The organism is Yersinia mollaretii ATCC 43969 (genome assembly GCF_013282725.1).
GTDB lineage: Bacteria > Pseudomonadota > Gammaproteobacteria > Enterobacterales > Enterobacteriaceae > Yersinia > Yersinia mollaretii.
This window is the reverse complement of sequence record NZ_CP054043.1, coordinates 43,946-64,966: the sequence shown is the minus strand read 5'-3', so window position 1 is coordinate 64,966 and position 21,021 is coordinate 43,946. Positions and strand designations below refer to the sequence as shown.

Below are 21,021 nucleotides of genomic sequence, written 5' to 3'. Positions count from 1 at the left end.
CATGAACGCAGTCCCTGCTACGCCAAATATTTTACTCAACCCCGTGTTTGCACAATTGGGGGGGCATCGCGACTTTTTGGTGGGATTCAGTGGCGGTCTGGACTCCAGTGTATTGCTGCACTTATTGGTCTGTATACGTGACCAACTCATTCCCGAGTTGAAAGTACGCGCCATTCATATTCACCACGGTTTAAATCCGCTGGCAGATGACTGGGTAAAGCATTGCCAACAGCAATGTGAGCGATGGCAAATTCCGCTCGAAGTGGTTCGGGTGAGTATTGATCCCCGTCACAATGGTATTGAGGCTGCAGCCAGAACCGCCCGCTATCAGGCATTCTCTTCACATTTAGCGGCTAATGAAGTGTTACTGACGGCCCAGCATCTGGATGACCAATGCGAGACTTTCCTGTTAGCGCTAAAACGAGGCAGTGGTCCGGCGGGATTATCCGCAATGGCCGCCAGAATGCCCTTTGCTCACAGCCAGTTATTACGACCTTTACTGACATTCTCCCGCGAAATGCTAGAGAGCTATGCTCGAACCCAGCAATTACAGTGGATTGAAGACGACAGCAACCAGGACGATCGTTTCGATCGTAATTTCCTGCGCTTGAGAGTCTTGCCGTTACTTAACCATCGCTGGCCGCATTTTGCGCAGGCCACGGCGCGCAGTGCAAGTTTGTGTGCTGAACAGGAGCAGTTATTGGATGAGTTGCTGGCTGATAGCTTGCAACAATTGAAAAATCACCATAGCGCGCTCTCCATTGAGGGGCTAATACTGGCTACAGATGCTAAACGTGGGGCGATATTGCGTCGATGGTTAGCTGGGGAGGGGGCTTCAATGCCATCGCAGAGTCAGTTGCAAAGATTGTGGCTGGAAGTCGCGATGGCACGGCCGGATGCAGAGCCACAACTCACCCTTGGTGCTTATCAGGTTCGCCGTTTCCGGCAACATTTGTATCTAATACCAGCGTTGAAAGAGATCAGTGTGGATCACCTCTTTTGGGCGATAGTTAAGGATCAAGCAGAACCACCAGAACCCTTGGTTCTACCTGCCAATTTAGGGGTGCTAAGTTTGACAGCGAGTGGTGAGCAAGCAATAAGAGTGGCTGATCTCGGTGACGAAATCAGTATTGGTTTTGGATTGCATGGTGATATCAAAATTGTCGGGCGGCACCATTCGCGCCAAGGTAAGAAACTATGGCAGGAGTTAGGCATTCCACCCTGGCAGCGGGAACGTATTCCGTTGCTCTATTTTGGCGAGCAATTGATTGCCGCTGCCGGGGTTTTCGTGACTCAGGCAGGTCAGGTGAAAGAGGGCGAGCCGTGCTGGCACCTTAATTGGGCCAAAGCGAAATAATAATAAATAGATTCAACAGGTTTCATGGTGCAGGAGGGCGGCTAACAAAGGTCGTCAATATACTTGCAATTGGAAATAGGTTTTGTGAGGAGCAATGATGAAATTAGTCGTCAGTATGGCGGTCATACTCGGCCTATGCAGTTTTCCAGCATTGGCAAAAAATGATATCGAAGCAGGAAGAGTGAAGTCGGCCAGTTGTGTGGCTTGTCATGGTATGAATGGCAAAGTCTCGGTGCCAATGTACCCCAATCTTGCCGGGCAAAATGCGCTCTATTTGGAGCAATCATTGGCCGCATATAAGAAAGGTGGGCGTACAGGGGGGCAGGCTGAAGTGATGCGGGCTTATGTTTCTAACTTATCTGACGAGGATTTTTCTGATTTGGCAGCTTACTATGCCAGTCTTAAACCTTAATTTACCAGCTTAAAACCTTAAGCTCTGGGCCGCTCTTCAACGGCCCAGATAAAGCATTGAAACTATGATGCACTCACCACCACAGTCCCGATTTCTGGGTGACTGAAACTGGCAATGTGGTCCAGACGTAACTCGCGCATAGCTCCGTCTTGTTCAATAATCAGGTACTCGACCTTTTTTCTCAGCAGCAGATCGCTAGCTTTACCCTCTACGATCTCACCGCCTCTCAACTTCAACGTCAGTATCAGGTGATGTTGGCAGGCGAGTTCTAGATTATCGTAGTCATCACAATTGATGGGTTGATACTCTTCACTCATCGACATAATCGCTCACCAATAAGTTAGCGGCGGCATAGGCCGCCTGTTCCCTAACGGAGGACGGGAGTGCGTCGTTAGCCGCAACTTCGTCCAATGCTTTCAATACACAACGCAGGGCGTCTGGCACGTAGCCAAGGTCACCACTTCCTATTTCGGCATAAAAACGGCGTACTAATTCACAGTATTGCTGCACAGTAATCCTCCTGAAAAAGTTTAACTCGGTAGATTCTCATTGGAAACAGCACACTGCTAACCTACGAAGATAAACTCTGAACTTATAAGGACTATAGCACAGGAGTGATGGAGATATTAGAGTGGGAGATAAGGTTTCTTTTTAGTATTGACGCCACTAATAACTCTCTTTACGCAGGGTTGTCTGGCTGCTGGCCGACCTAATCAAGTACACTGTCCGCCAGATGATTAAGAGGTCACTCATGGCACTAAAAGCAACCATCCATAAAGCCGCGATTAACATTGCTGATATGGATCGTAATTTTTTTCAGGATGTTAACCTGACGATAGCGCAACACCCCTCCGAAACAGATCAGCGTATGATGCTGCGTTTGTTGGCGTGGATTTGTCATGCAGATGAACGTTTGCAGTTTACCAAGGGGCTGAGCGCCGATGATGAGCCAGAAATTTGGCGTCATAACGACCACAACGGCATCGAACTCTGGGTGGAATTAGGGCTACCAGAGGAGAAACGGCTACGAAAAGCCTGTAATCAGTCACAGCAAGTGGTGCTGTATGCCTACAGCGAGCGGGCGGCTAAAGTGTGGTGGCCACAAGTTCAGGATAAGTTATCTGGGCACCGTAATCTTCAAGTGCGCTTCCTTGATGATGAGCAGATGGCAAAGTTGGCCGCGCTCTCTAATCGAAACATGTCACTACAGGCCACACTGCAAGAGGGAACTATCTGGTTATCAGATGATAAGAATAATCTGGAAATTAGTTTTGCCGAATGGCAAAGCAATGGGCAATAAGTGTGCTGATTATATCTAATAGTGTCAGCCTACCCGACAGCGAGATTGAGTTGACCGCGATCCGGGCGCAGGGCGCGGGGGGCCAACATGTCAATAAAACCTCAACTGCTATCCATTTGCGCTTTGACATCAAGGCATCAAGCCTGCCAGAGTATTATAAAGAAAGGTTATTATTGCTAAATAGCCATTTGATGACGGCTGAAGGTGTCGTCATTATTAAAGCGCAGGAGTACCGCAGCCAGGATATGAATCGCGAGGCGGCATTAGCGCGGCTGGTAGCATTAATTCGTCAGGCCATGGTGGTGGAAAAAACGCGTCGGGCGACGAAACCCACCAAAGGCTCAAAAATAAGGCGAGTTGAAAGCAAAGTCCGTAAAGGGGCAACAAAAGCGCTGCGCGGAAAAATACATCAGGCATGATGCCGAAATGGCCTCAAACCTTATATATCGGACACAGTATGGGAGAATGGCTGTGAGTAAATTAGCAATAACGCTGATTGTGGCAGTAGGTGCGCTGTCACTCTTCGGCTGTAATAATCGGCATCAGCCGGTTGAGCAGGTTTTACAACCGATGCAGCAAAGTTATCAGGGCGTATTACCCTGTGCAGATTGCAGCGGGCTGGATACCTCACTGTTTCTTGATAGTGACGGCACATTTGTCCTGAAAGAAATTTATAGGGGCAGCAAAGAGGGCGATCAAACCTTTGCCGAATATGGTAAGTGGGCGCGTACTGCGGATAAATTAGTGTTGACCAACGGGCAGGGGGAAAAACGTTATTTCCAGCCAGTGGGTAAAAATCTAGTGATGCTTGATCAGCAAGGTTTACCCATCCACTCTAAATTGAATTATCAGCTGGAGCCGAGCGAACAATCTTTGCCTAAAACGCCGATGCCATTAAGTGGCATGTATAAATACTTTGCGGATGCCGCTGTATTTACTGATTGCGCAACGGGCAAAACTTTCCCCGTAGAGAATAATATTGCGCTGGAGAAAGGCTATTTGAAAGCCCGTAAAAATGTAGGTGAACCTGTATTTCTGACCCTCAATGGTCACTTTGATATTCGACCTTCAATGGAAGAGGGGCAATCAGATAAAACGCTGATTCCGGCAGGTGATGATATTCAGTTCAATGCTAATAAAAGCTGCGATAGCCAATAAAATGAGTCTGTCGCTGAAATAAAAAAGCCGCTGGTAGTGATTAACCAGCGGCCTTTCGAGCAAAATACCTGACTTAGCGTTTGATCTGACTCAGTAAGAACTCAATGATTTCACTGGTTTTAATCATCTGCTTTTCGCCAGCGCGGCGATGTTTGTATTCCACTTCTTCGCTATCAAGATTGCGGTCGCCAATGACGATATTGTGCGGCACACCAATCAATTCCATATCGGCAAACATCACACCTGGGCGCTCTTTACGATCGTCGAGAATCACGTCAATGCCATGTGAACGCAGAGTGGCGTACAGCTCTTCTGCCAACTCTTTCACTCGGAAAGATTTGTGCATGTTCATTGGCAAAATCGCGACTTGGAATGGCGCGATTGCATCAGGCCAAATAATGCCACGGTCGTCATAGTTCTGTTCAATCGCCGCAGCAACCACACGAGAAACCCCGATACCGTAACAACCCATGGTCATCACTTGGTTACGGCCATCTTCACCCTGAACTGTCGCTTTCATCGCTTCAGAGTATTTGGTCCCTAGCTGGAAGATATGACCCACTTCGATCCCGCGCTTGATTTGCAGCGTGCCTTGACCATCAGGGCTGATATCGCCCTCAACCACATTACGCAAATCAGCAACTTGTGGCAACGGCAAATCGCGCTCCCAGTTAATGCCAAAGTAATGTTTATCATCGATATTCGCACCCGCACCAAAATCACTCATCACTGCCACGGAGCGGTCAGCCACCACCGGCAGTTGTAGGTTAACCGGACCGAGTGAACCTGGACCTGCGCCGATGATCGCACGAATCTCTTCTTCGCTGGCAAAGGTCAATGGCTTGGCAACTTGCGGCAATTTCTCTGCTTTAATTTCGTTTAATTCATGGTCACCGCGCACCAGCAGCGCCACTAATTTATGCCCACTCTCTTCATGAGCATGGACCAATAAGGTTTTCACTGTTTTCTCAATGGGCAGTTTGAACTGCTCAACCAATTCAGCGATGGTTTTTGCATTGGGAGTATCAACGATACGCAGCTCTTCTGTTGCCGTGCCCCGTGGTTCAGTAGGGGCCAGTGCTTCAGCGAACTCAATGTTAGCGGCATAATCAGAACCAGTTGAGAAGACAATATCGTCTTCGCCACTTTCCGCTAAGACTTGGAATTCGTGGGATGCGCTGCCACCGATTGAACCGGTATCCGCCAGCACCGCACGGAAATTCAAATCCATACGTTCGAAAATCTTACTGTAAGCGGCATACATCGCGTCGTAAGTTTCCTGCAATGACTCCTGCGTGGTATGGAAAGAGTAGGCATCCTTCATCAGGAATTCGCGAGCACGCATCACGCCAAAACGTGGGCGAACTTCATCACGGAATTTGGTCTGGATTTGGAAGAAATTCAGCGGGAGTTGTTTGTAAGAGTTAATCTCACCGCGAATCAGGTCAGTAATCACTTCTTCATGCGTTGGACCGAGTACGAACGGACGCTCGCCGCGATCAACAAAGCGTAACAGCTCAGGGCCATACTGTTCCCAGCGGCCACTCTCCTGCCACAAGTCAGCGGGTTGCACGACGGGCATTGAAACTTCGATAGCACCCGCGTTATTCATCTCTTCGCGCACGATGTTTTCGACTTTCTTCAACACCCGAACCCCGGTTGGCAACCAGGTATAGAGACCTGATGCCAGTTTACGGATCATCCCGGCGCGGAGCATCAGTTGATGGCTGATGACTTCAGCATCCGCAGGTGTCTCCTTTAGAGTGGAGAGCAAATATTGGCTAGTACGCATGATGTTTTGGTTCCATTAGCACTGCAACAAATAGAGGCAGCCAAAAAGTAAAAGTGGTTTAGTTTACCAGTGAGTACGGGTTGCCAAAAGAGAGCAGGGAGAAATTTAACGTGGGTCGATGGATAACACTTCCGTTTGCCGGTCAATAACCCGCCAACGCACATTAAATTCCAGCAGTAGAACCGCATACTCACGGCTTTCGTTATCTTCTTTGCGGTAGGCGGGACGCGGGTCCTGCGCTAAAACCTGAGTGATAAAACGCCGCAAATTCGGATGGCGTTGTTGCTGCTGTGCTAACTGTTGTTCGGCGGTGGTGGAAAAGCAAACCGGCATGTTTGCATCTGGTGCCGATTGCGCAAAACCCGCGCGTGCTTGCGGCTGGCTTTCCGCAAACGGCAGATAGGGTTTGATATCAATAACGGGTGTGCCATCAACCAAGTCCAGACTTCCTAACTCCAAAATCACCTCGCCACCTTGGCAACGCACCCCTTTCAGCTCAATCAGGGACATCCCAATAGGGTTAGGGCGAAAAGTGGAGCGAGTAGCAAAGACGCCCATTCGGGCATTGCCCCCAAGACGTGGCGGGCGAACAGTCGGCCGCCAGCCGCCATCCATGGTTTGATGAAAAACAAACATTACCCATAGGTGGCTGAAATCAGATAAGCCCCGCACGGCTTCCGGCTGATTATAGGGCGCTAATAATTGTAACTCGCCCCCGCCATCTTCAATCAGACCGGGTTGCCGCGGCACGGCAAACTTCTCTTTATAGGGTGAACGGATCACACCGATCTGATTAAAGGAAAAAGCACTCATTTTGATGAAACACTCAGTGCTGAGCCTTGGCATACTGCTTGTTGATAGCAGCCAGGAATGCCACTTTGTATTTCACACTGATGAAGCAAGACCGCGTTAGCTTTCATATAAGAGGCTCGGGTCTGCATTCTTTTACGGGCAGTAGCAATGCTCGGTGGAGAGTCCTGAACCGTAGATTGGCAAGATTCACCGGACACTTCTCCTAAGTCACGGAAAGGCTTGCCGACAAGCTCTTCAGCGCTTTTATAAAGTTTTACCGGTGCCGGACGAGGGGCTACCGTTGGGCTGGTTTTAGTCACCGGAGGTGGTTGCTTAACCGGAGTTTCTGTGGTGGATGGCTTTGATTGAAGCATGGAGCATCCCGTCAGCGAAAGGGCCAACAGACACAGAGGTAACGCACGCATAGAAATTCCTCAGCCTTTTTATTTAAGTGGCGCTATTGAAGCAATCTATTATGCAAATAACAAGACGGGCCGTAGCCCGTCTTGCAATATATTTAGCAAACACTGCATTTAGTCAGTGTTGTATTCGGCAAAATAGCCAATTGGCGATTACCAGCCTTTGACTGCACCGCCATTGAAGGCTTTATTTGCTGCGTCGTAAACTTCGTCAGACTGATAAGCTTGCACGAATTTCTTCACATTTTCCGCATCTTTATTATCTTCGCGGGCCACGATCAGGTTGACGTAAGGTGACTCTTTATCTTCCACAAACAGGCCATCTTTCGCCGGCGTCAGGCCAATCTGGCTGGCGTAGGTAGTGTTGATAATGGCTAATGCGATCTGCTGGTCATCCAAAGAACGTGGTAACTGAGGCGCTTCCAGCTCAACCAGTTTCAGGTTTTTAGGGTTCTCAACCACATCAAGTGCGGTTGGTAATAAACCAACACCGTCTTTCAGTTTAATCAGGCCCACTTTTTGCAGCAGCAACAGAGATCGGCCTAGGTTAGTTGGGTCGTTTGGTAATGCGACCTGAGAGCCAGGCTGTAACTCATCCAATGATTTGATTTTTTTAGAGTAACCAGCAATCGGGTAAACAAATGAGTTACCGACAGAAACTAATTTGTAACCGCGATCTTTGATTTGCTGATCCAGATAAGGTTTATGCTGGAAAGCGTTCAAGTCAATATCACCTTTGCTCAGGGCTTCGTTTGGCAATACATAGTCGTTGAACGTTACCAGCTCAACATCCAAACCATATTTGTCTTTTGCTACTTTCTGTGCAACTTCAGCAACTTGTTGCTCAGCGCCTACAATGACACCCACTTTAATGTGGTTTGGATCTTTTTCTGCTGGGCCGCAACCCACGAGAGCCAGAGTACCAATGAGTGCGCTGACTGCCGCGATAGATTTGAATTTTAAAGACATATCCCTTCCTCTATAGACATTCGTTTAAGGTGCGCCGCTGTGTGAGGCAGTCGCTATACCCTTCGTACTTTGGGTAATTTATGTATTAATAACTATTTGTGAGTAACAGCTTTTACGATCCGATCGCCACTGAGCTGGATTAGGTAAACCAGAATTACTAATAATACTAATACCGTATTCATTACAGTGGCGTTATAACCAATGTAACCATACTGGTAACCGATTTGGCCTAGGCCACCGGCACCGACTGCCCCCCCCATAGCGGAATAGCCTACTAGGGTAATTAGGGTAATTGTAGCTGCATTGACCAAGCCAGGAAGGGCCTCGGGCAACAGCACCTTTTTAATGATTTGCATTGGCGTTGCACCCATTGCACGCGCCGCTTCAACCAAACCGGACGGAATCTCCAGCAGGGCATTCTCTACCATACGAGCAATAAAAGGCGCTGCACCGACGGTTAACGGCACAATTGCCGCCTGTAAACCAATAGATGTCCCGACTATCATTCTCGTAAATGGAATCATCCACACCAATAAAATAATAAAAGGTATAGAGCGGAAGATATTCACCACCCCAGACAGGGTTCGGTAAATTTTATTATTGGCGATAATTTGCCCTGGACGGGTGACATACAGCAGAACCCCGACCGGTAGCCCCAAAACAAAGCCAAAGAAACCAGATACAAAAGTCATCATCAGAGTTTCCCAGACGCCTCGGCCCATTAACCACATCATTGCCTCAGACATAACCCAGAACCTCTACTTTTACATGATGATCTTGCAAGAACTTGATGGCTGCGAGGCCATCTTGAGTGTCGCCATGTAGCTCAGCCAGCATGACACCAAACTTAACGCCACCGGCATAATCCATTTGCGAGCTAAGGATACCGATATCAATATTGAAACGGCGCACCGCTTGTGAAATCAATGGTGCATCAACGGACTTACCGGTGAACTCCAGTTTCAGCAGTGGAACCCGGACCGTGGTTGGTTCATGAGTCATACGCTTGGCGTAATCTTCTGGAATGTCCAAATGCAGGGTTGATTGGATAAATTGTTGAGCCAACGGCGTTTTCGGATGAGAGAACACTTCACTGACACTGTCTTTCTCAATCAATTTACCGTCACTAATAACTGCAACTTGATCACAGATGCGTTTCACCACATCCATTTCATGGGTGATTAGCAGAATGGTGAGACCCAAGCGGCGGTTGATATCTTTTAGCAACTCCAGAATTGAGCGGGTGGTTGCAGGATCCAGTGCGCTGGTGGCTTCATCACACAGCAGTACTTTAGGATTGCTGGCCAATGCGCGGGCAATAGCCACACGCTGCTTCTGCCCGCCCGATAAGTTCGCGGGGTAAGCATCCTGCTTATCTGCCAGACCCACTAAATCCAACAGCTCGGTCACTCTCTTCTTTATATCTGCGCGTGATGTATTGTCCAACTCAAGCGGCAACGCGATATTGCCATACACGGTACGGGAGGAGAGTAAATTAAAATGCTGAAAAATCATGCCGATTTGACGGCGTGCGCGCGTCAACTGGCCTTCAGATAAGGTGGTGAGATCTTGGCCATCGACCAGAACTTGTCCGCTGGTAGGGCGCTCTAGCATGTTAGCACACCGAATCAGGGTACTTTTACCGGCACCTGAGGCACCAATAACGCCATAAATTTGCCCTGCAGGGACATGCAGACTCACGTCTGAAAGCGCGGTAATCGTGCGCGTTCCTTGCTGGAACACTTTGCTGATGTGAGAAAGTTTAATCATATTATTCTTATTTTATCGTCATTTCCGTGGCTAGATAAAAAGTAAACTTCAGCAGAACCAAAGTGTAGATTGGATGTTAAGGCGTCTAGACGGCTAAGTCAACTGGCAACACTGATTCTCTTCCATTCTCAATAGGCAATAAAACATGCGATACTAACGGGGTTTACAGCCTTCAGGAGCAGATAAGTGACTCAGCCCGTTCCCGCAATATTTTTAGACCGTGATGGTACAATTAATGTCGACCACGGTTATGTTCACGAAATTGATAATTTTCAGTTTATAGACGGCGCTATTGATGCATGCCGTGAATTGAAAGAAATGGGTTTTGCTTTGGTATTAGTCACCAATCAATCGGGGATTGCGCGCGGTATGTTTACCGAAGAGCAATTCTTAAGCCTAACCGAGTGGATGGATTGGTCCCTTGCTGATCGTGGTGTTGATTTGGATGGTATCTATTTCTGCCCGCATCATCCCGATGGTAGTGTCGCTGAGTACAGTGAAGTATGTGAATGTCGCAAGCCATTGCCGGGCATGTTACTGCAAGCGCAAAGTGAAATGAACATCGATATGGCTTCTTCTTATATGGTGGGCGATAAAATTGAAGATATGCAGGCAGCATTAGCAGCAAATATCGGTACTAAGGTGCTGGTGCGCACTGGCAAGCCAGTTACTGCAGAAGGTGAAGCTGCGGCCGATTGGGTGCTAAATAGTCTGGCTGACCTGCCAAAAGCGATAAAAGCGCGTCACAAATAGCCTTTACGTTCAAATAATCAGCAAACGGAAAAAACTTTACTATAAACCCTTGCCATTCTGAAGCGGCTCCCTATAATGCGCATCCATCGACACGGCGCTGTGAGCAACTTCACAAAGTAGCCGAGTAGAGCAGAGAAAATTAAGTTATTGACTCTGTAGCGGGAAAGCGTATTATCTGCCTCCCGCGTTACCGTAGATTCGCCGCAAGGCAAACGGGTAACGAACGCTCTTTAACAATTTATCAGACAATCTGTGTGGGCACTCGCAAGACGATATCGAAGCCTGTTTCGGCAGGCAGAAGAAATATCAAAGTCTTGAAGAGTGACCAAAGCAGTACACATTTGAACTTCGGTTCGAATGCATATTTGCAGAAAGTAATCTTTGAGCATCGCTACTTTCATTAGTAGCAAATCAAACAAATCTTAAATTGAAGAGTTTGATCATGGCTCAGATTGAACGCTGGCGGCAGGCCTAACACATGCAAGTCGAGCGGCAGCGGAAAGTAGCTTGCTACTTTGCCGGCGAGCGGCGGACGGGTGAGTAATGTCTGGGAAACTGCCTGATGGAGGGGGATAACTACTGGAAACGGTAGCTAATACCGCATGACCTCGCAAGAGCAAAGTGGGGGACCTTCGGGCCTCACGCCATCGGATGTGCCCAGATGGGATTAGCTAGTAGGTGAGGTAATGGCTCACCTAGGCGACGATCCCTAGCTGGTCTGAGAGGATGACCAGCCACACTGGAACTGAGACACGGTCCAGACTCCTACGGGAGGCAGCAGTGGGGAATATTGCACAATGGGCGCAAGCCTGATGCAGCCATGCCGCGTGTGTGAAGAAGGCCTTCGGGTTGTAAAGCACTTTCAGCGAGGAGGAAGGCAGTCGTGTTAATAGCACGATTGATTGACGTTACTCGCAGAAGAAGCACCGGCTAACTCCGTGCCAGCAGCCGCGGTAATACGGAGGGTGCAAGCGTTAATCGGAATTACTGGGCGTAAAGCGCACGCAGGCGGTTTGTTAAGTCAGATGTGAAATCCCCGCGCTTAACGTGGGAACTGCATTTGAAACTGGCAAGCTAGAGTCTTGTAGAGGGGGGTAGAATTCCAGGTGTAGCGGTGAAATGCGTAGAGATCTGGAGGAATACCGGTGGCGAAGGCGGCCCCCTGGACAAAGACTGACGCTCAGGTGCGAAAGCGTGGGGAGCAAACAGGATTAGATACCCTGGTAGTCCACGCTGTAAACGATGTCGACTTGGAGGTTGTGCCCTTGAGGCGTGGCTTCCGGAGCTAACGCGTTAAGTCGACCGCCTGGGGAGTACGGCCGCAAGGTTAAAACTCAAATGAATTGACGGGGGCCCGCACAAGCGGTGGAGCATGTGGTTTAATTCGATGCAACGCGAAGAACCTTACCTACTCTTGACATCCACAGAACTTAGCAGAGATGCTTCGGTGCCTTCGGGAACTGTGAGACAGGTGCTGCATGGCTGTCGTCAGCTCGTGTTGTGAAATGTTGGGTTAAGTCCCGCAACGAGCGCAACCCTTATCCTTTGTTGCCAGCACGTAATGGTGGGAACTCAAGGGAGACTGCCGGTGACAAACCGGAGGAAGGTGGGGATGACGTCAAGTCATCATGGCCCTTACGAGTAGGGCTACACACGTGCTACAATGGCAGATACAAAGTGAAGCGAACTCGCGAGAGTCAGCGGACCACATAAAGTCTGTCGTAGTCCGGATTGGAGTCTGCAACTCGACTCCATGAAGTCGGAATCGCTAGTAATCGTAGATCAGAATGCTACGGTGAATACGTTCCCGGGCCTTGTACACACCGCCCGTCACACCATGGGAGTGGGTTGCAAAAGAAGTAGGTAGCTTAACCTTCGGGAGGGCGCTTACCACTTTGTGATTCATGACTGGGGTGAAGTCGTAACAAGGTAACCGTAGGGGAACCTGCGGTTGGATCACCTCCTTACCTAACGATACGCATTGCGTAGTGTCCACACAGATTGTCTGATGAATGTAATGAGCAAGAGCACCTGTTGATGTCGTGAGTTTCGACTCATGCTGACGCGAACGGTTAGATTTCGGTTTGATCGGTATTTCGTGTCCCCATCGTCTAGAGGCCTAGGACACTGCCCTTTCACGGCTGTAACAGGGGTTCGAATCCCCTTGGGGACGCCAATCCGATAATGTGTGAAAGACATTATCACTGGTTCTTTATGAACTAAAAAATATCTTAAAGATGACTTTAACGAGTCGTGTTTAAGATATTGCTCTTTAACAATCTGGAACAAGCTGAAAATTGAAACAATACAGCTGAAACTTATCTCTCCGTAGCAGTACTGAGATAAGAAGTAACCTGTATTAGAGTCTCTCAAATAATCGCAATGCGACAGGTTTTCAATGTCAAAAAGTGAGTGAGCGACGCAAAGGCAAGGCGTACCGCGCACAGCAACCGGAGTGAACTTAACGTTCATGAGGATTGCGCGCACGGAACAACACCGCATTTGTGAACGCGCAACCACTTTGAGCACAGAAACACCTTCGGGTTGTGAGGTTAAGCGACTAAGCGTACACGGTGGATGCCTAGGCAGTCAGAGGCGATGAAGGGCGTGCTAATCTGCGATAAGCGTCGGTAAGGTGATATGAACCGTTACAACCGACGATACCCGAATGGGGAAACCCAGTGCAATTCGTTGCACTATTGCATGGTGAATACATAGCCATGCAAGGCGAACCGGGGGAACTGAAACATCTAAGTACCCCGAGGAAAAGAAATCAACCGAGATTCCCCCAGTAGCGGCGAGCGAACGGGGAAGAGCCCAGAGTCTGAATCAGTTTGTGTGTTAGTGGAAGCGTCTGGAAAGTCGCACGGTACAGGGTGATAGTCCCGTACACAAAAATACACCTTCTGTGAACTCGATGAGTAGGGCGGGACACGTGACATCCTGTCTGAATATGGGGGGACCATCCTCCAAGGCTAAATACTCCTGACTGACCGATAGTGAACCAGTACCGTGAGGGAAAGGCGAAAAGAACCCCGGCGAGGGGAGTGAAATAGAACCTGAAACCGTGTACGTACAAGCAGTGGGAGCACCTTCGTGGTGTGACTGCGTACCTTTTGTATAATGGGTCAGCGACTTATATTTTGTAGCAAGGTTAACCGAATAGGGGAGCCGTAGGGAAACCGAGTCTTAACTGGGCGTCTAGTTGCAAGGTATAGACCCGAAACCCGGTGATCTAGCCATGGGCAGGTTGAAGGTTGGGTAACACTAACTGGAGGACCGAACCGACTAATGTTGAAAAATTAGCGGATGACTTGTGGCTGGGGGTGAAAGGCCAATCAAACCGGGAGATAGCTGGTTCTCCCCGAAAGCTATTTAGGTAGCGCCTCGTGAACTCATCTTCGGGGGTAGAGCACTGTTTCGGCTAGGGGGTCATCCCGACTTACCAAACCGATGCAAACTCCGAATACCGAAGAATGTTATCACGGGAGACACACGGCGGGTGCTAACGTCCGTCGTGAAGAGGGAAACAACCCAGACCGCCAGCTAAGGTCCCAAAGTCATGGTTAAGTGGGAAACGATGTGGGAAGGCATAGACAGCCAGGATGTTGGCTTAGAAGCAGCCATCATTTAAAGAAAGCGTAATAGCTCACTGGTCGAGTCGGCCTGCGCGGAAGATGTAACGGGGCTAAACCATGCACCGAAGCTGCGGCAGCGACACTTAGGTGTTGTTGGGTAGGGGAGCGTTCTGTAAGCCGTTGAAGGTGGCCTGTGAGGGCTGCTGGAGGTATCAGAAGTGCGAATGCTGACATAAGTAACGATAATGCGGGTGAAAAACCCGCACGCCGGAAGACCAAGGGTTCCTGTCCAACGTTAATCGGGGCAGGGTGAGTCGACCCCTAAGGCGAGGCTGAAAAGCGTAGTCGATGGGAAACAGGTTAATATTCCTGTACTTGGTGTTACTGCGAAGGGGGGACGGAGAAGGCTAGGCTAGCCGGGCGACGGTTGTCCCGGTTTAAGCATGTAGGCGGAGTGACTTGGTAAATCCGGTTGCTTATCAACGCTGAGGTGTGATGACGATGCACTACGGTGCAGAAGTAGTTGATGCCAAGCTTCCAGGAAAAGCCTCTAAGCATCAGGTAACATTGAATCGTACCCCAAACCGACACAGGTGGTCAGGTAGAGAATACTCAGGCGCTTGAGAGAACTCGGGTGAAGGAACTAGGCAAAATGGTGCCGTAACTTCGGGAGAAGGCACGCTGGCATTAGGTAAAGAGACTTGCTCTCGGCGCCGAAGCCAGTCGCAGATACCAGCTGGCTGCAACTGTTTAATAAAAACACAGCACTGTGCAAACACGAAAGTGGACGTATACGGTGTGACGCCTGCCCGGTGCTGGAAGGTTAATTGATGGGGTCAGCCGCAAGGCGAAGCTCTTGATCGAAGCCCCAGTAAACGGCGGCCGTAACTATAACGGTCCTAAGGTAGCGAAATTCCTTGTCGGGTAAGTTCCGACCTGCACGAATGGCGTAATGATGGCCAGGCTGTCTCCACCCGAGACTCAGTGAAATTGAACTCGCTGTGAAGATGCAGTGTACCCGCGGCAAGACGGAAAGACCCCGTGAACCTTTACTATAGCTTGACACTGAACATTGAGCCTTGATGTGTAGGATAGGTGGGAGGCATTGAAGTGTGGACGCCAGTCTGCATGGAGCCAACCTTGAAATACCACCCTTTAATGTTTGATGTTCTAACTCGGCCCCATAATCTGGGGTGAGGACAGTGTCTGGTGGGTAGTTTGACTGGGGCGGTCTCCTCCCAAAGAGTAACGGAGGAGCACGAAGGTTAGCTAATCACGGTCGGACATCGTGAGGTTAGTGCAAAGGCATAAGCTAGCTTGACTGCGAGAGTGACGGCTCGAGCAGGTACGAAAGTAGGTCTTAGTGATCCGGTGGTTCTGAATGGAAGGGCCATCGCTCAACGGATAAAAGGTACTCCGGGGATAACAGGCTGATACCGCCCAAGAGTTCATATCGACGGCGGTGTTTGGCACCTCGATGTCGGCTCATCACATCCTGGGGCTGAAGTAGGTCCCAAGGGTATGGCTGTTCGCCATTTAAAGTGGTACGCGAGCTGGGTTTAGAACGTCGTGAGACAGTTCGGTCCCTATCTGCCGTGGGCGTTGGAAGATTGAGAGGGGCTGCTCCTAGTACGAGAGGACCGGAGTGGACGAATCACTGGTGTTCGGGTTGTCATGCCAATGGCATTGCCCGGTAGCTAAATTCGGAAGAGATAACCGCTGAAAGCATCTAAGCGGGAAACTTGCCTCGAGATGAGTCTTCCCTGGGGCTTTAAGCCCCCTGAAGGAACGTTAAAGACTATGACGTTGATAGGCTGGGTGTGTAAGTGCAGCGATGCATTGAGCTAACCAGTACTAATGATCCGTGAGGCTTAACCTTACAACACCAAAGGTGTTTTGGATTTGAGAGAGTAAATTTTCAGCGAATGTTCCGAGATTGGATTGGCTGGCTGACGAGAGTTTATCGTGAGCGAGTTGATTGAAACAGAATTTGCCTGGCGGCCTTAGCGCGGTGGTCCCACCTGATCCCATGCCGAACTCAGAAGTGAAACGCCGTAGCGCCGATGGTAGTGTGGGGTCTCCCCATGCGAGAGTAGGACACTGCCAGGCATCAAATAAACAAAAAAGGCTACCCTGATGGGTGGCCTTTTTTGCTTATGGTTCTGGCGTGTGCTACTCGAGCATGATATGCGACAAACTGCGCATGCAGTTTGAACAGCGCCTTGCGCTGGCCCCGAAGGGGTGAGACTCATCCTCAAGATGAGACGAATACTACTGCGCATGCAGTTTGAACAGCGCCTTGCGCTGGCCCCGAAGGGGTGAGACTCATCCTCAAGATGAGACGAATACTACTGCGCATGCAGTTTGAACAGCGTCTTGCGCTGGCCCCGAAGGGGTGAGACTCATCCTCAAGATGAGACGAATACTACTGCGCATGCAGTTTGAACAGCGTCTTGCGCTGGCCCCGAAGGGGTGAGACTCATCCTCAAGATGAGACGAATACTACTGCGAATGCAGTTTGAACAGCGTCTTGCGCTGGCCCCGAAGGGGTGAGACTCATCCTTAAGATGAGACGAATACTACTGCGCATGCAGTTTGAACAGCGTCTTGCGCTGGCCCCGAAGGGGTGAGACTCATCCTCAAGATGAGACGAATACTACTGCGAATGCAGTTTGAACAGCGCCTTGCGCTGGCCCCGAAGGGGTGAGACTCATCCTCAAGATGAGACGAATACTGTGACACTGCCAGGTATCAAATCAAGTAAAGACCCCATGCCAAAAGCGTGGGGTTTTTGCTATGTGCCAAAATAAAAAAGAAACGTCTTCTGCTCTATAGAGAGTCAGACTACTGACTAACCCCACTTTTGTGTGGGGTTCTGTCTTTTTAGCGACAGACGGTCACGTCCGCAATATTTCATCTCTGCAATTCTTCACACTTTTCAGCAGCCCCCTTAATATCTTCCCGCCCCCTACAGCTCTGTTTGAATAACATGCCATTAATAAACAATAAAGCAGTGTTAGCAGCGCCATCTTCTTGATGTTTTGCGCTGTGTTGATCAGTAAGTATTGTATTTGGACGTCGCTAAAGGGGAGTTTAAAACGGCTTAACTATCGTTTCAGTCGGGTGATATAGGGCTGGCTATCGTGGACATTGTCGGGCGTGATATGGGTGTCAATGTGGGTACTGGCTTTGACTGTTAGGGACTAATTTGGGCTTTACGTGGATTGGCGCTGGCCTTGAGTGATAGGCTGTTCTTCGATATTGTAGAAAATTCGCTGGAAAACAGATGATGTTGCGGCATCATGCCTCTGGTTACATTTTGAAGTATTCTGCAGCCTGCTCCGCGTCACAGTTATTTTGGGGCATCAGCCCGGAGGCCTTCGAAAAGGCCTCGTCATGAGAATGGGAAATATCTATCGTGGTGAAGGTTCTCCAAGGTGATTTTCTTGTCTATATCTTGGATACACTCAACCAGCGCTCTTATCAATAATCCTATGTCATAGTCACTGAGTCATTAAATAGGACTCAGCTTATAGCAAGCTGATGTCGCTGCTTCTTATCCAGCTTGCCACTTAATGTAACTAGCAACAGTGCGCTGAGCACAATTGATCCACCTATCCAAGGAGTTTGTGCCAATCCTATGCGGGTGACAGTTTGACCACCAATAATCGATCCTAATGCAATGCCGACATTAAATGCCGCAATATTCAGACCAGAAGCAATATCAACAGCATTCGGCGCATATTCCTCTGCTTTCTGAACGACATAGACCTGTAAGCCTGGGACATTGCCAAAGGCAAAAATACCCATAATCAACAGAGTGATTAATGCAGCGATACTGTGGTTGGCACTGAGCTGGAAAACAAATAACAGGGCTGCTAGTGCGGCAAAAATAAAACTCAAAGCAGGTACTGCACCATGACGGTCTGCCAATTTACCGCCCCAGATGTTACCAATAGCCACTGATACACCGTATGCCAGTAAAATCCCACTTACGGCGGTTGTCGAGAATCCCGCGAGTTCTTGCATAACGGGGGCCAGAAAAGTAAACATGGTGAAAAAACCACCGTATCCCAATGCGGTGATAGCATAAATCAGTAATAAGCGTGGATGGGTTAACACCTGTAACTGTTGTTTTATACTGGCCGAGGCTCTATTGGGAATATTATTTGGCACCAGAATGGTACTGGCAATAATAGCGACAACTCCAATAAGCGATACAGCCAGAAAAGTTTCTCTCCAGCCGAAGTGCTGCCCAATAAATGTCCCTAGCGGAACTCCGGTCACTAATGCCACTGTCAAACCACCAAACATAATGGCAATAGCCGAGGCGGCTTTCTCTTTAGGTACCAGACTGGTGGCAATCGTTGAACCGATTGAGAAAAATACGCCATGGGCCAAGCCCGTTAATAAGCGTGCAACAACCAATGATTCATAGCCAGGGGATTTCCATGCTAATAAGTTGCCTAAGGTGAATAGCATCATTAAGCCAATCAATAGCATTTTACGTGGAATGCGTCCGGTTAATGCAGTTAACACCGGAGCACCAATAGCGACACCCAATGCGTAGATTGAAACTAATAAGCCAGCAGAGGGGATAGAAACCCCCAATTGCTCGGCAATTGTCGGCACCAGTCCGATAATGACAAACTCTGTGGTCCCAATAGCGAATGCACTGATGGTCAGCGCCAGTAAGGCAAGTGGCATTATTTACTCCAGAAAAACCAGTGAATTAAAAACGAATCAATTTGATAGCGGCTATTATGTACCTATGGTTAAATGACAAAAATGCTCAAAATATCAAAATATTTTTGTTGGAGTAGCAATAATGAAAGCTAACTCAGATGAACTGATTACCTTTGTCACCGTGGTGGAGTGTGGCAGCTTCAGTCGCGCAGCAGAGCAGTTAGAACAAGCGAATTCGGTCGTGAGTCGGACAGTAAAGAAGTTAGAGAATAAGCTGGGTGTGATGCTGCTTAATCGAACAACTCGGCAGATCAGTTTGACTCAAGAAGGTGAGCACTATTTTCGTCGGGTACAAAATATCTTGCGGGAAATGGCTACAGCAGAAAATGAAATACTAGACAACCTATTGAACCCCAAAGGGTTGTTACGTATAGATGCCTCTACTCCTGTGGTATTACATATTTTGGCACCTCTAATGGCAGAGTTTCGCCAACGCTACCCTTTAGTGACGCTGTCGCTGGTGTCATCTGAGACGTTTATAAATCTTATTGAGCGGAAGGTCGATATCGCCATCAGAGTTGGCACGTTACAAGATTCAACTTTGCGTGCAAGGAAGTTGCTGACCAGCTACCGCCATATTCTGGCCTCGCCAACTTATCTGAAACAGCATGGCACACCGCAGACAGTAGCAGATTTACGGAACCATTTATGCTTAGGGTTTAATGACTTACCTGTATTAAATCGTTGGCCGCTGGCTGGATCTGATGGACAACCTTATGAAATAACTTCAGATTTGACGTCAAATAATGGCGAGACTCAGCGTCGCTTGTGCCTTGAGGGAAATGGCATTGCTTGCTTATCGGATTTTATGATCCAGCAGGATCTTCAACGTGGAGATTTGATTCCAATATTGGTAGAACAGACTTTGCCTGTGGCAATGCCTATTAATGCTGTGTATTACAGTGATCAAGCGGTTAGTAACCGACTGCGCTGTTTTATTGATTTTATTAATGAACGCCTGATACAGACGATCCCGACAAAATAAAAACCACCTCAGAGGAGGTGGTTGAGTCGGTTCTTAGCGAGCTATACGTCCCACTTTGGTGCCAGACCCTCGGGGCTAACTAGCCGGTCGCCCTGATCCAACGTTGCGATCAGGGCCATATCTTCCGCGCTCAAGTGCAACTCTTGCGCCAGTAAATTACTGGCCAAATTAGCCGCTTTGGTTGATGACGGGATAACGCTGTAACCCAATTGCATCGCCCAACTTAAAATGACTTGTGCGGGCGTTGCGCCATGTTGTTCAGCAATTGCTTTGATAACGGGCTCTTCCAAGGCTTTGCCATAGGCCAGCGTCATATAAGAGGTGATTGCAATGCCATTTTCCTTAGCAAAATTAACCACTTTTCTATTTTGCAGTAAAGGAGATAGCTCAATCTGATTAGTTGTGATGGATTCTGCGCCCACGGCCGCAATTGCCTGTTTCATTAAATCAATGGTGAAATTAGAGATACCAATCTGACGTGTTAATCCCAGCTCTTTGGCTTTCATTAACTCAGCCATAAATTCAGCCACAGAGACTTCATCATTTGGTGATGGCCAGTGTATTAATGTTAAGTCTACATAGTCTGTTTTCAGCTTCTGTAAACTCTCTTGCAGACTAGGGATCAATTTTCCTTGCGCTAAATTAGCAATCCAGATTTTGGTTGTGATAAATAGCTCATCACGTTTGATACCACTCTGTTCGATAGCTTGGCCGACTGCGGCTTCATTTTCATAGATTTGGGCTGTATCAATAGTACGATAGCCCAATTTCAACGCTTGGCTAACGGAATCAATAACTACTTGATCTTGAAGGCGGAAAGTTCCCAGACCGAATGCAGGTACGCTCATTATAATTCCTTGTTTTGCAGATAATAGTTTATCTTTTAGGTGTCATTGATCATTTTCAATCGGCATATAACACTGTGCATTATCGGCCCGATGAAAAACTGAATGAATTATGACAAGAGTGTTATCAACAAAAAATGCGTCA

Annotated in this window: 17 protein-coding genes, 1 tRNA gene and 3 rRNA genes; 11 read left to right on the top strand and 10 right to left on the bottom strand. The window is 48.5% G+C overall.

What is annotated here, in order from left to right; translation table 11 throughout:
• Position 1 precedes the first annotated feature (1 nt).
• Together tilS and HRD69_RS00300 are read left to right on the top strand one after the other, a co-directional pair.
• Entirely contained in the window at positions 2 to 1,357 is a 1,356-nt protein-coding gene (tilS, locus tag HRD69_RS00305) for a tRNA lysidine(34) synthetase TilS (protein WP_032813811.1), read from the top strand.
• A 94-nt stretch (positions 1,358 to 1,451) separates the two neighbouring features.
• On the top strand, positions 1,452 to 1,769 hold the full coding sequence (locus HRD69_RS00300) for a c-type cytochrome (protein ID WP_004874513.1): 318 nt from the start codon (positions 1,452 to 1,454) through the stop codon (positions 1,767 to 1,769).
• Between the two features lie 62 nt (positions 1,770 to 1,831).
• Here the strand turns inward: HRD69_RS00300 and rof are convergent, their stop codons facing one another.
• Positions 1,832 to 2,092 carry a Rho-binding antiterminator gene (gene rof, locus HRD69_RS00295; protein WP_032813813.1) on the bottom strand — a complete coding sequence of 87 codons (261 nt, stop codon included), beginning with the start codon at positions 2,090 to 2,092 and terminating at the stop codon, positions 1,832 to 1,834.
• Positions 2,079 to 2,279 carry a YaeP family protein gene (locus HRD69_RS00290; protein ID WP_002212152.1) on the bottom strand — a complete coding sequence of 67 codons (201 nt, stop codon included), beginning with the start codon at positions 2,277 to 2,279 and terminating at the stop codon, positions 2,079 to 2,081. Before HRD69_RS00290 ends, rof begins: the two co-directional genes overlap by 14 nt.
• A 241-nt stretch (positions 2,280 to 2,520) precedes the next feature.
• Here HRD69_RS00290 and HRD69_RS00285 point away from each other — a divergent pair, with 241 nt between their 5' ends.
• Genes HRD69_RS00285 through nlpE form a run of 3 tightly spaced genes read left to right on the top strand, consistent with a single transcriptional unit; the run spans position 2,521 to position 4,227 of the window.
• On the top strand, positions 2,521 to 3,069 hold the full coding sequence (locus tag HRD69_RS00285; protein ID WP_004874515.1) for a YaeQ family protein: 549 nt from the start codon (positions 2,521 to 2,523) through the stop codon (positions 3,067 to 3,069).
• 2 nt (positions 3,070 to 3,071) lie between these two features.
• A complete protein-coding gene (gene arfB / locus HRD69_RS00280; RefSeq protein WP_004874516.1) occupies positions 3,072 to 3,488 on the top strand; it encodes an alternative ribosome rescue aminoacyl-tRNA hydrolase ArfB in 417 nt (138 codons plus the stop codon).
• Positions 3,489 to 3,540: 52 nt separating this feature from the next.
• Complete coding sequence (nlpE, locus tag HRD69_RS00275; protein ID WP_032813828.1) at positions 3,541 to 4,227, top strand: envelope stress response activation lipoprotein NlpE; 687 nt, start codon at positions 3,541 to 3,543, stop codon at positions 4,225 to 4,227.
• A gap of 73 nt (positions 4,228 to 4,300) precedes the next feature.
• On the opposite strand, the gene proS is transcribed toward nlpE, so the two are convergent.
• The 6 genes from proS to metN form a co-directional block, all read right to left on the bottom strand.
• Positions 4,301 to 6,019, bottom strand: coding sequence for a proline--tRNA ligase (proS, locus tag HRD69_RS00270; RefSeq protein ID WP_004874518.1), 1,719 nt, complete (start codon positions 6,017 to 6,019; stop codon positions 4,301 to 4,303).
• Between the two features lie 105 nt (positions 6,020 to 6,124).
• Positions 6,125 to 6,832, bottom strand: a complete 708-nt coding sequence (gene tsaA / locus HRD69_RS00265) for a tRNA (N6-threonylcarbamoyladenosine(37)-N6)-methyltransferase TrmO (protein WP_032813816.1) — start codon at positions 6,830 to 6,832, stop codon at positions 6,125 to 6,127.
• A complete protein-coding gene (gene rcsF / locus HRD69_RS00260) occupies positions 6,829 to 7,236 on the bottom strand; it encodes an Rcs stress response system protein RcsF (RefSeq protein WP_032813817.1) in 408 nt (135 codons plus the stop codon). The genes tsaA and rcsF overlap by 4 nt, the downstream gene beginning before the upstream one ends.
• A 147-nt stretch (positions 7,237 to 7,383) precedes the next feature.
• The gene (locus HRD69_RS00255; protein WP_004874521.1) at positions 7,384 to 8,199 is read right to left on the bottom strand and encodes a MetQ/NlpA family lipoprotein; all 816 of its coding nucleotides are present in this window, start codon (positions 8,197 to 8,199) and stop codon (positions 7,384 to 7,386) included.
• A gap of 92 nt (positions 8,200 to 8,291) precedes the next feature.
• The gene (locus HRD69_RS00250; protein ID WP_032813821.1) at positions 8,292 to 8,945 is read right to left on the bottom strand and encodes a methionine ABC transporter permease MetI; all 654 of its coding nucleotides are present in this window, start codon (positions 8,943 to 8,945) and stop codon (positions 8,292 to 8,294) included.
• Positions 8,938 to 9,969: a methionine ABC transporter ATP-binding protein MetN gene (metN, locus tag HRD69_RS00245; protein WP_004874523.1), complete on the bottom strand. Its 1,032-nt coding sequence runs from the start codon at positions 9,967 to 9,969 to the stop codon at positions 8,938 to 8,940. Before metN ends, HRD69_RS00250 begins: the two co-directional genes overlap by 8 nt.
• A gap of 186 nt (positions 9,970 to 10,155) precedes the next feature.
• On the opposite strand from metN, the gene gmhB reads away from it, so the two are divergent.
• The 5 genes from gmhB (at position 10,156) to rrf (ending at position 16,409) form a co-directional block, all read left to right on the top strand.
• The gene (gene gmhB, locus HRD69_RS00240) at positions 10,156 to 10,722 is read left to right on the top strand and encodes a D-glycero-beta-D-manno-heptose 1,7-bisphosphate 7-phosphatase (RefSeq protein WP_004874524.1); all 567 of its coding nucleotides are present in this window, start codon (positions 10,156 to 10,158) and stop codon (positions 10,720 to 10,722) included.
• A 424-nt stretch (positions 10,723 to 11,146) separates the two neighbouring features.
• A 16S ribosomal RNA gene (locus HRD69_RS00235) occupies positions 11,147 to 12,689 on the top strand.
• 133 nt (positions 12,690 to 12,822) lie between these two features.
• Positions 12,823 to 12,898: transfer RNA gene (locus HRD69_RS00230), tRNA-Glu, on the top strand.
• Between the two features lie 374 nt (positions 12,899 to 13,272).
• Positions 13,273 to 16,179, top strand: a 23S ribosomal RNA gene (locus HRD69_RS00225).
• A 114-nt stretch (positions 16,180 to 16,293) separates the two neighbouring features.
• Positions 16,294 to 16,409 (top strand): 5S ribosomal RNA (gene rrf, locus HRD69_RS00220).
• Together the 16S, 23S and 5S rRNA genes with 1 tRNA gene alongside form the textbook arrangement of a ribosomal RNA operon.
• 1,416 nt (positions 16,410 to 17,825) lie before the next feature.
• Here rrf and HRD69_RS00215 read toward each other — a convergent pair.
• Complete coding sequence (locus tag HRD69_RS00215) at positions 17,826 to 19,007, bottom strand: MFS transporter (RefSeq protein ID WP_004877631.1); 1,182 nt, start codon at positions 19,005 to 19,007, stop codon at positions 17,826 to 17,828.
• 121 nt (positions 19,008 to 19,128) lie between these two features.
• Here HRD69_RS00215 and yafC point away from each other — a divergent pair, with 121 nt between their 5' ends.
• Positions 19,129 to 20,031: a DNA-binding transcriptional regulator YafC gene (yafC, locus tag HRD69_RS00210; protein ID WP_004877630.1), complete on the top strand. Its 903-nt coding sequence runs from the start codon at positions 19,129 to 19,131 to the stop codon at positions 20,029 to 20,031.
• 41 nt (positions 20,032 to 20,072) lie between these two features.
• Here the strand turns inward: yafC and dkgB are convergent, their stop codons facing one another.
• A complete protein-coding gene (gene dkgB / locus HRD69_RS00205; protein ID WP_032815496.1) occupies positions 20,073 to 20,879 on the bottom strand; it encodes a 2,5-didehydrogluconate reductase DkgB in 807 nt (268 codons plus the stop codon).
• Positions 20,880 to 21,021: the final 142 nt, after the last annotated feature.

What these genes read in the sequence shown, in the direction of transcription:
- tilS (WP_032813811.1), top strand. Translation starts at nt 2, where the DNA reads ATGAACGCAGTCCCTGCTACGCCAAATATTTTACTCAACCCCGTGTTT.
- HRD69_RS00300 (WP_004874513.1), top strand. Translation starts at nt 1,452, where the DNA reads ATGATGAAATTAGTCGTCAGTATGGCGGTCATACTCGGCCTATGCAGT.
- rof (WP_032813813.1), bottom strand. Translation starts at nt 2,092, where the DNA reads ATGTCGATGAGTGAAGAGTATCAACCCATCAATTGTGATGACTACGAT.
- HRD69_RS00285 (WP_004874515.1), top strand. Translation starts at nt 2,521, where the DNA reads ATGGCACTAAAAGCAACCATCCATAAAGCCGCGATTAACATTGCTGAT.
- proS (WP_004874518.1), bottom strand. Translation starts at nt 6,019, where the DNA reads ATGCGTACTAGCCAATATTTGCTCTCCACTCTAAAGGAGACACCTGCG.
- tsaA (WP_032813816.1), bottom strand. Translation starts at nt 6,832, where the DNA reads ATGAGTGCTTTTTCCTTTAATCAGATCGGTGTGATCCGTTCACCCTAT.
- rcsF (WP_032813817.1), bottom strand. Translation starts at nt 7,236, where the DNA reads ATGCGTGCGTTACCTCTGTGTCTGTTGGCCCTTTCGCTGACGGGATGC.
- HRD69_RS00255 (WP_004874521.1), bottom strand. Translation starts at nt 8,199, where the DNA reads ATGTCTTTAAAATTCAAATCTATCGCGGCAGTCAGCGCACTCATTGGT.
- HRD69_RS00250 (WP_032813821.1), bottom strand. Translation starts at nt 8,945, where the DNA reads ATGTCTGAGGCAATGATGTGGTTAATGGGCCGAGGCGTCTGGGAAACT.
- metN (WP_004874523.1), bottom strand. Translation starts at nt 9,969, where the DNA reads ATGATTAAACTTTCTCACATCAGCAAAGTGTTCCAGCAAGGAACGCGC.
- HRD69_RS00215 (WP_004877631.1), bottom strand. Translation starts at nt 19,007, where the DNA reads ATGCCACTTGCCTTACTGGCGCTGACCATCAGTGCATTCGCTATTGGG.
- yafC (WP_004877630.1), top strand. Translation starts at nt 19,129, where the DNA reads ATGAAAGCTAACTCAGATGAACTGATTACCTTTGTCACCGTGGTGGAG.
- dkgB (WP_032815496.1), bottom strand. Translation starts at nt 20,879, where the DNA reads ATGAGCGTACCTGCATTCGGTCTGGGAACTTTCCGCCTTCAAGATCAA.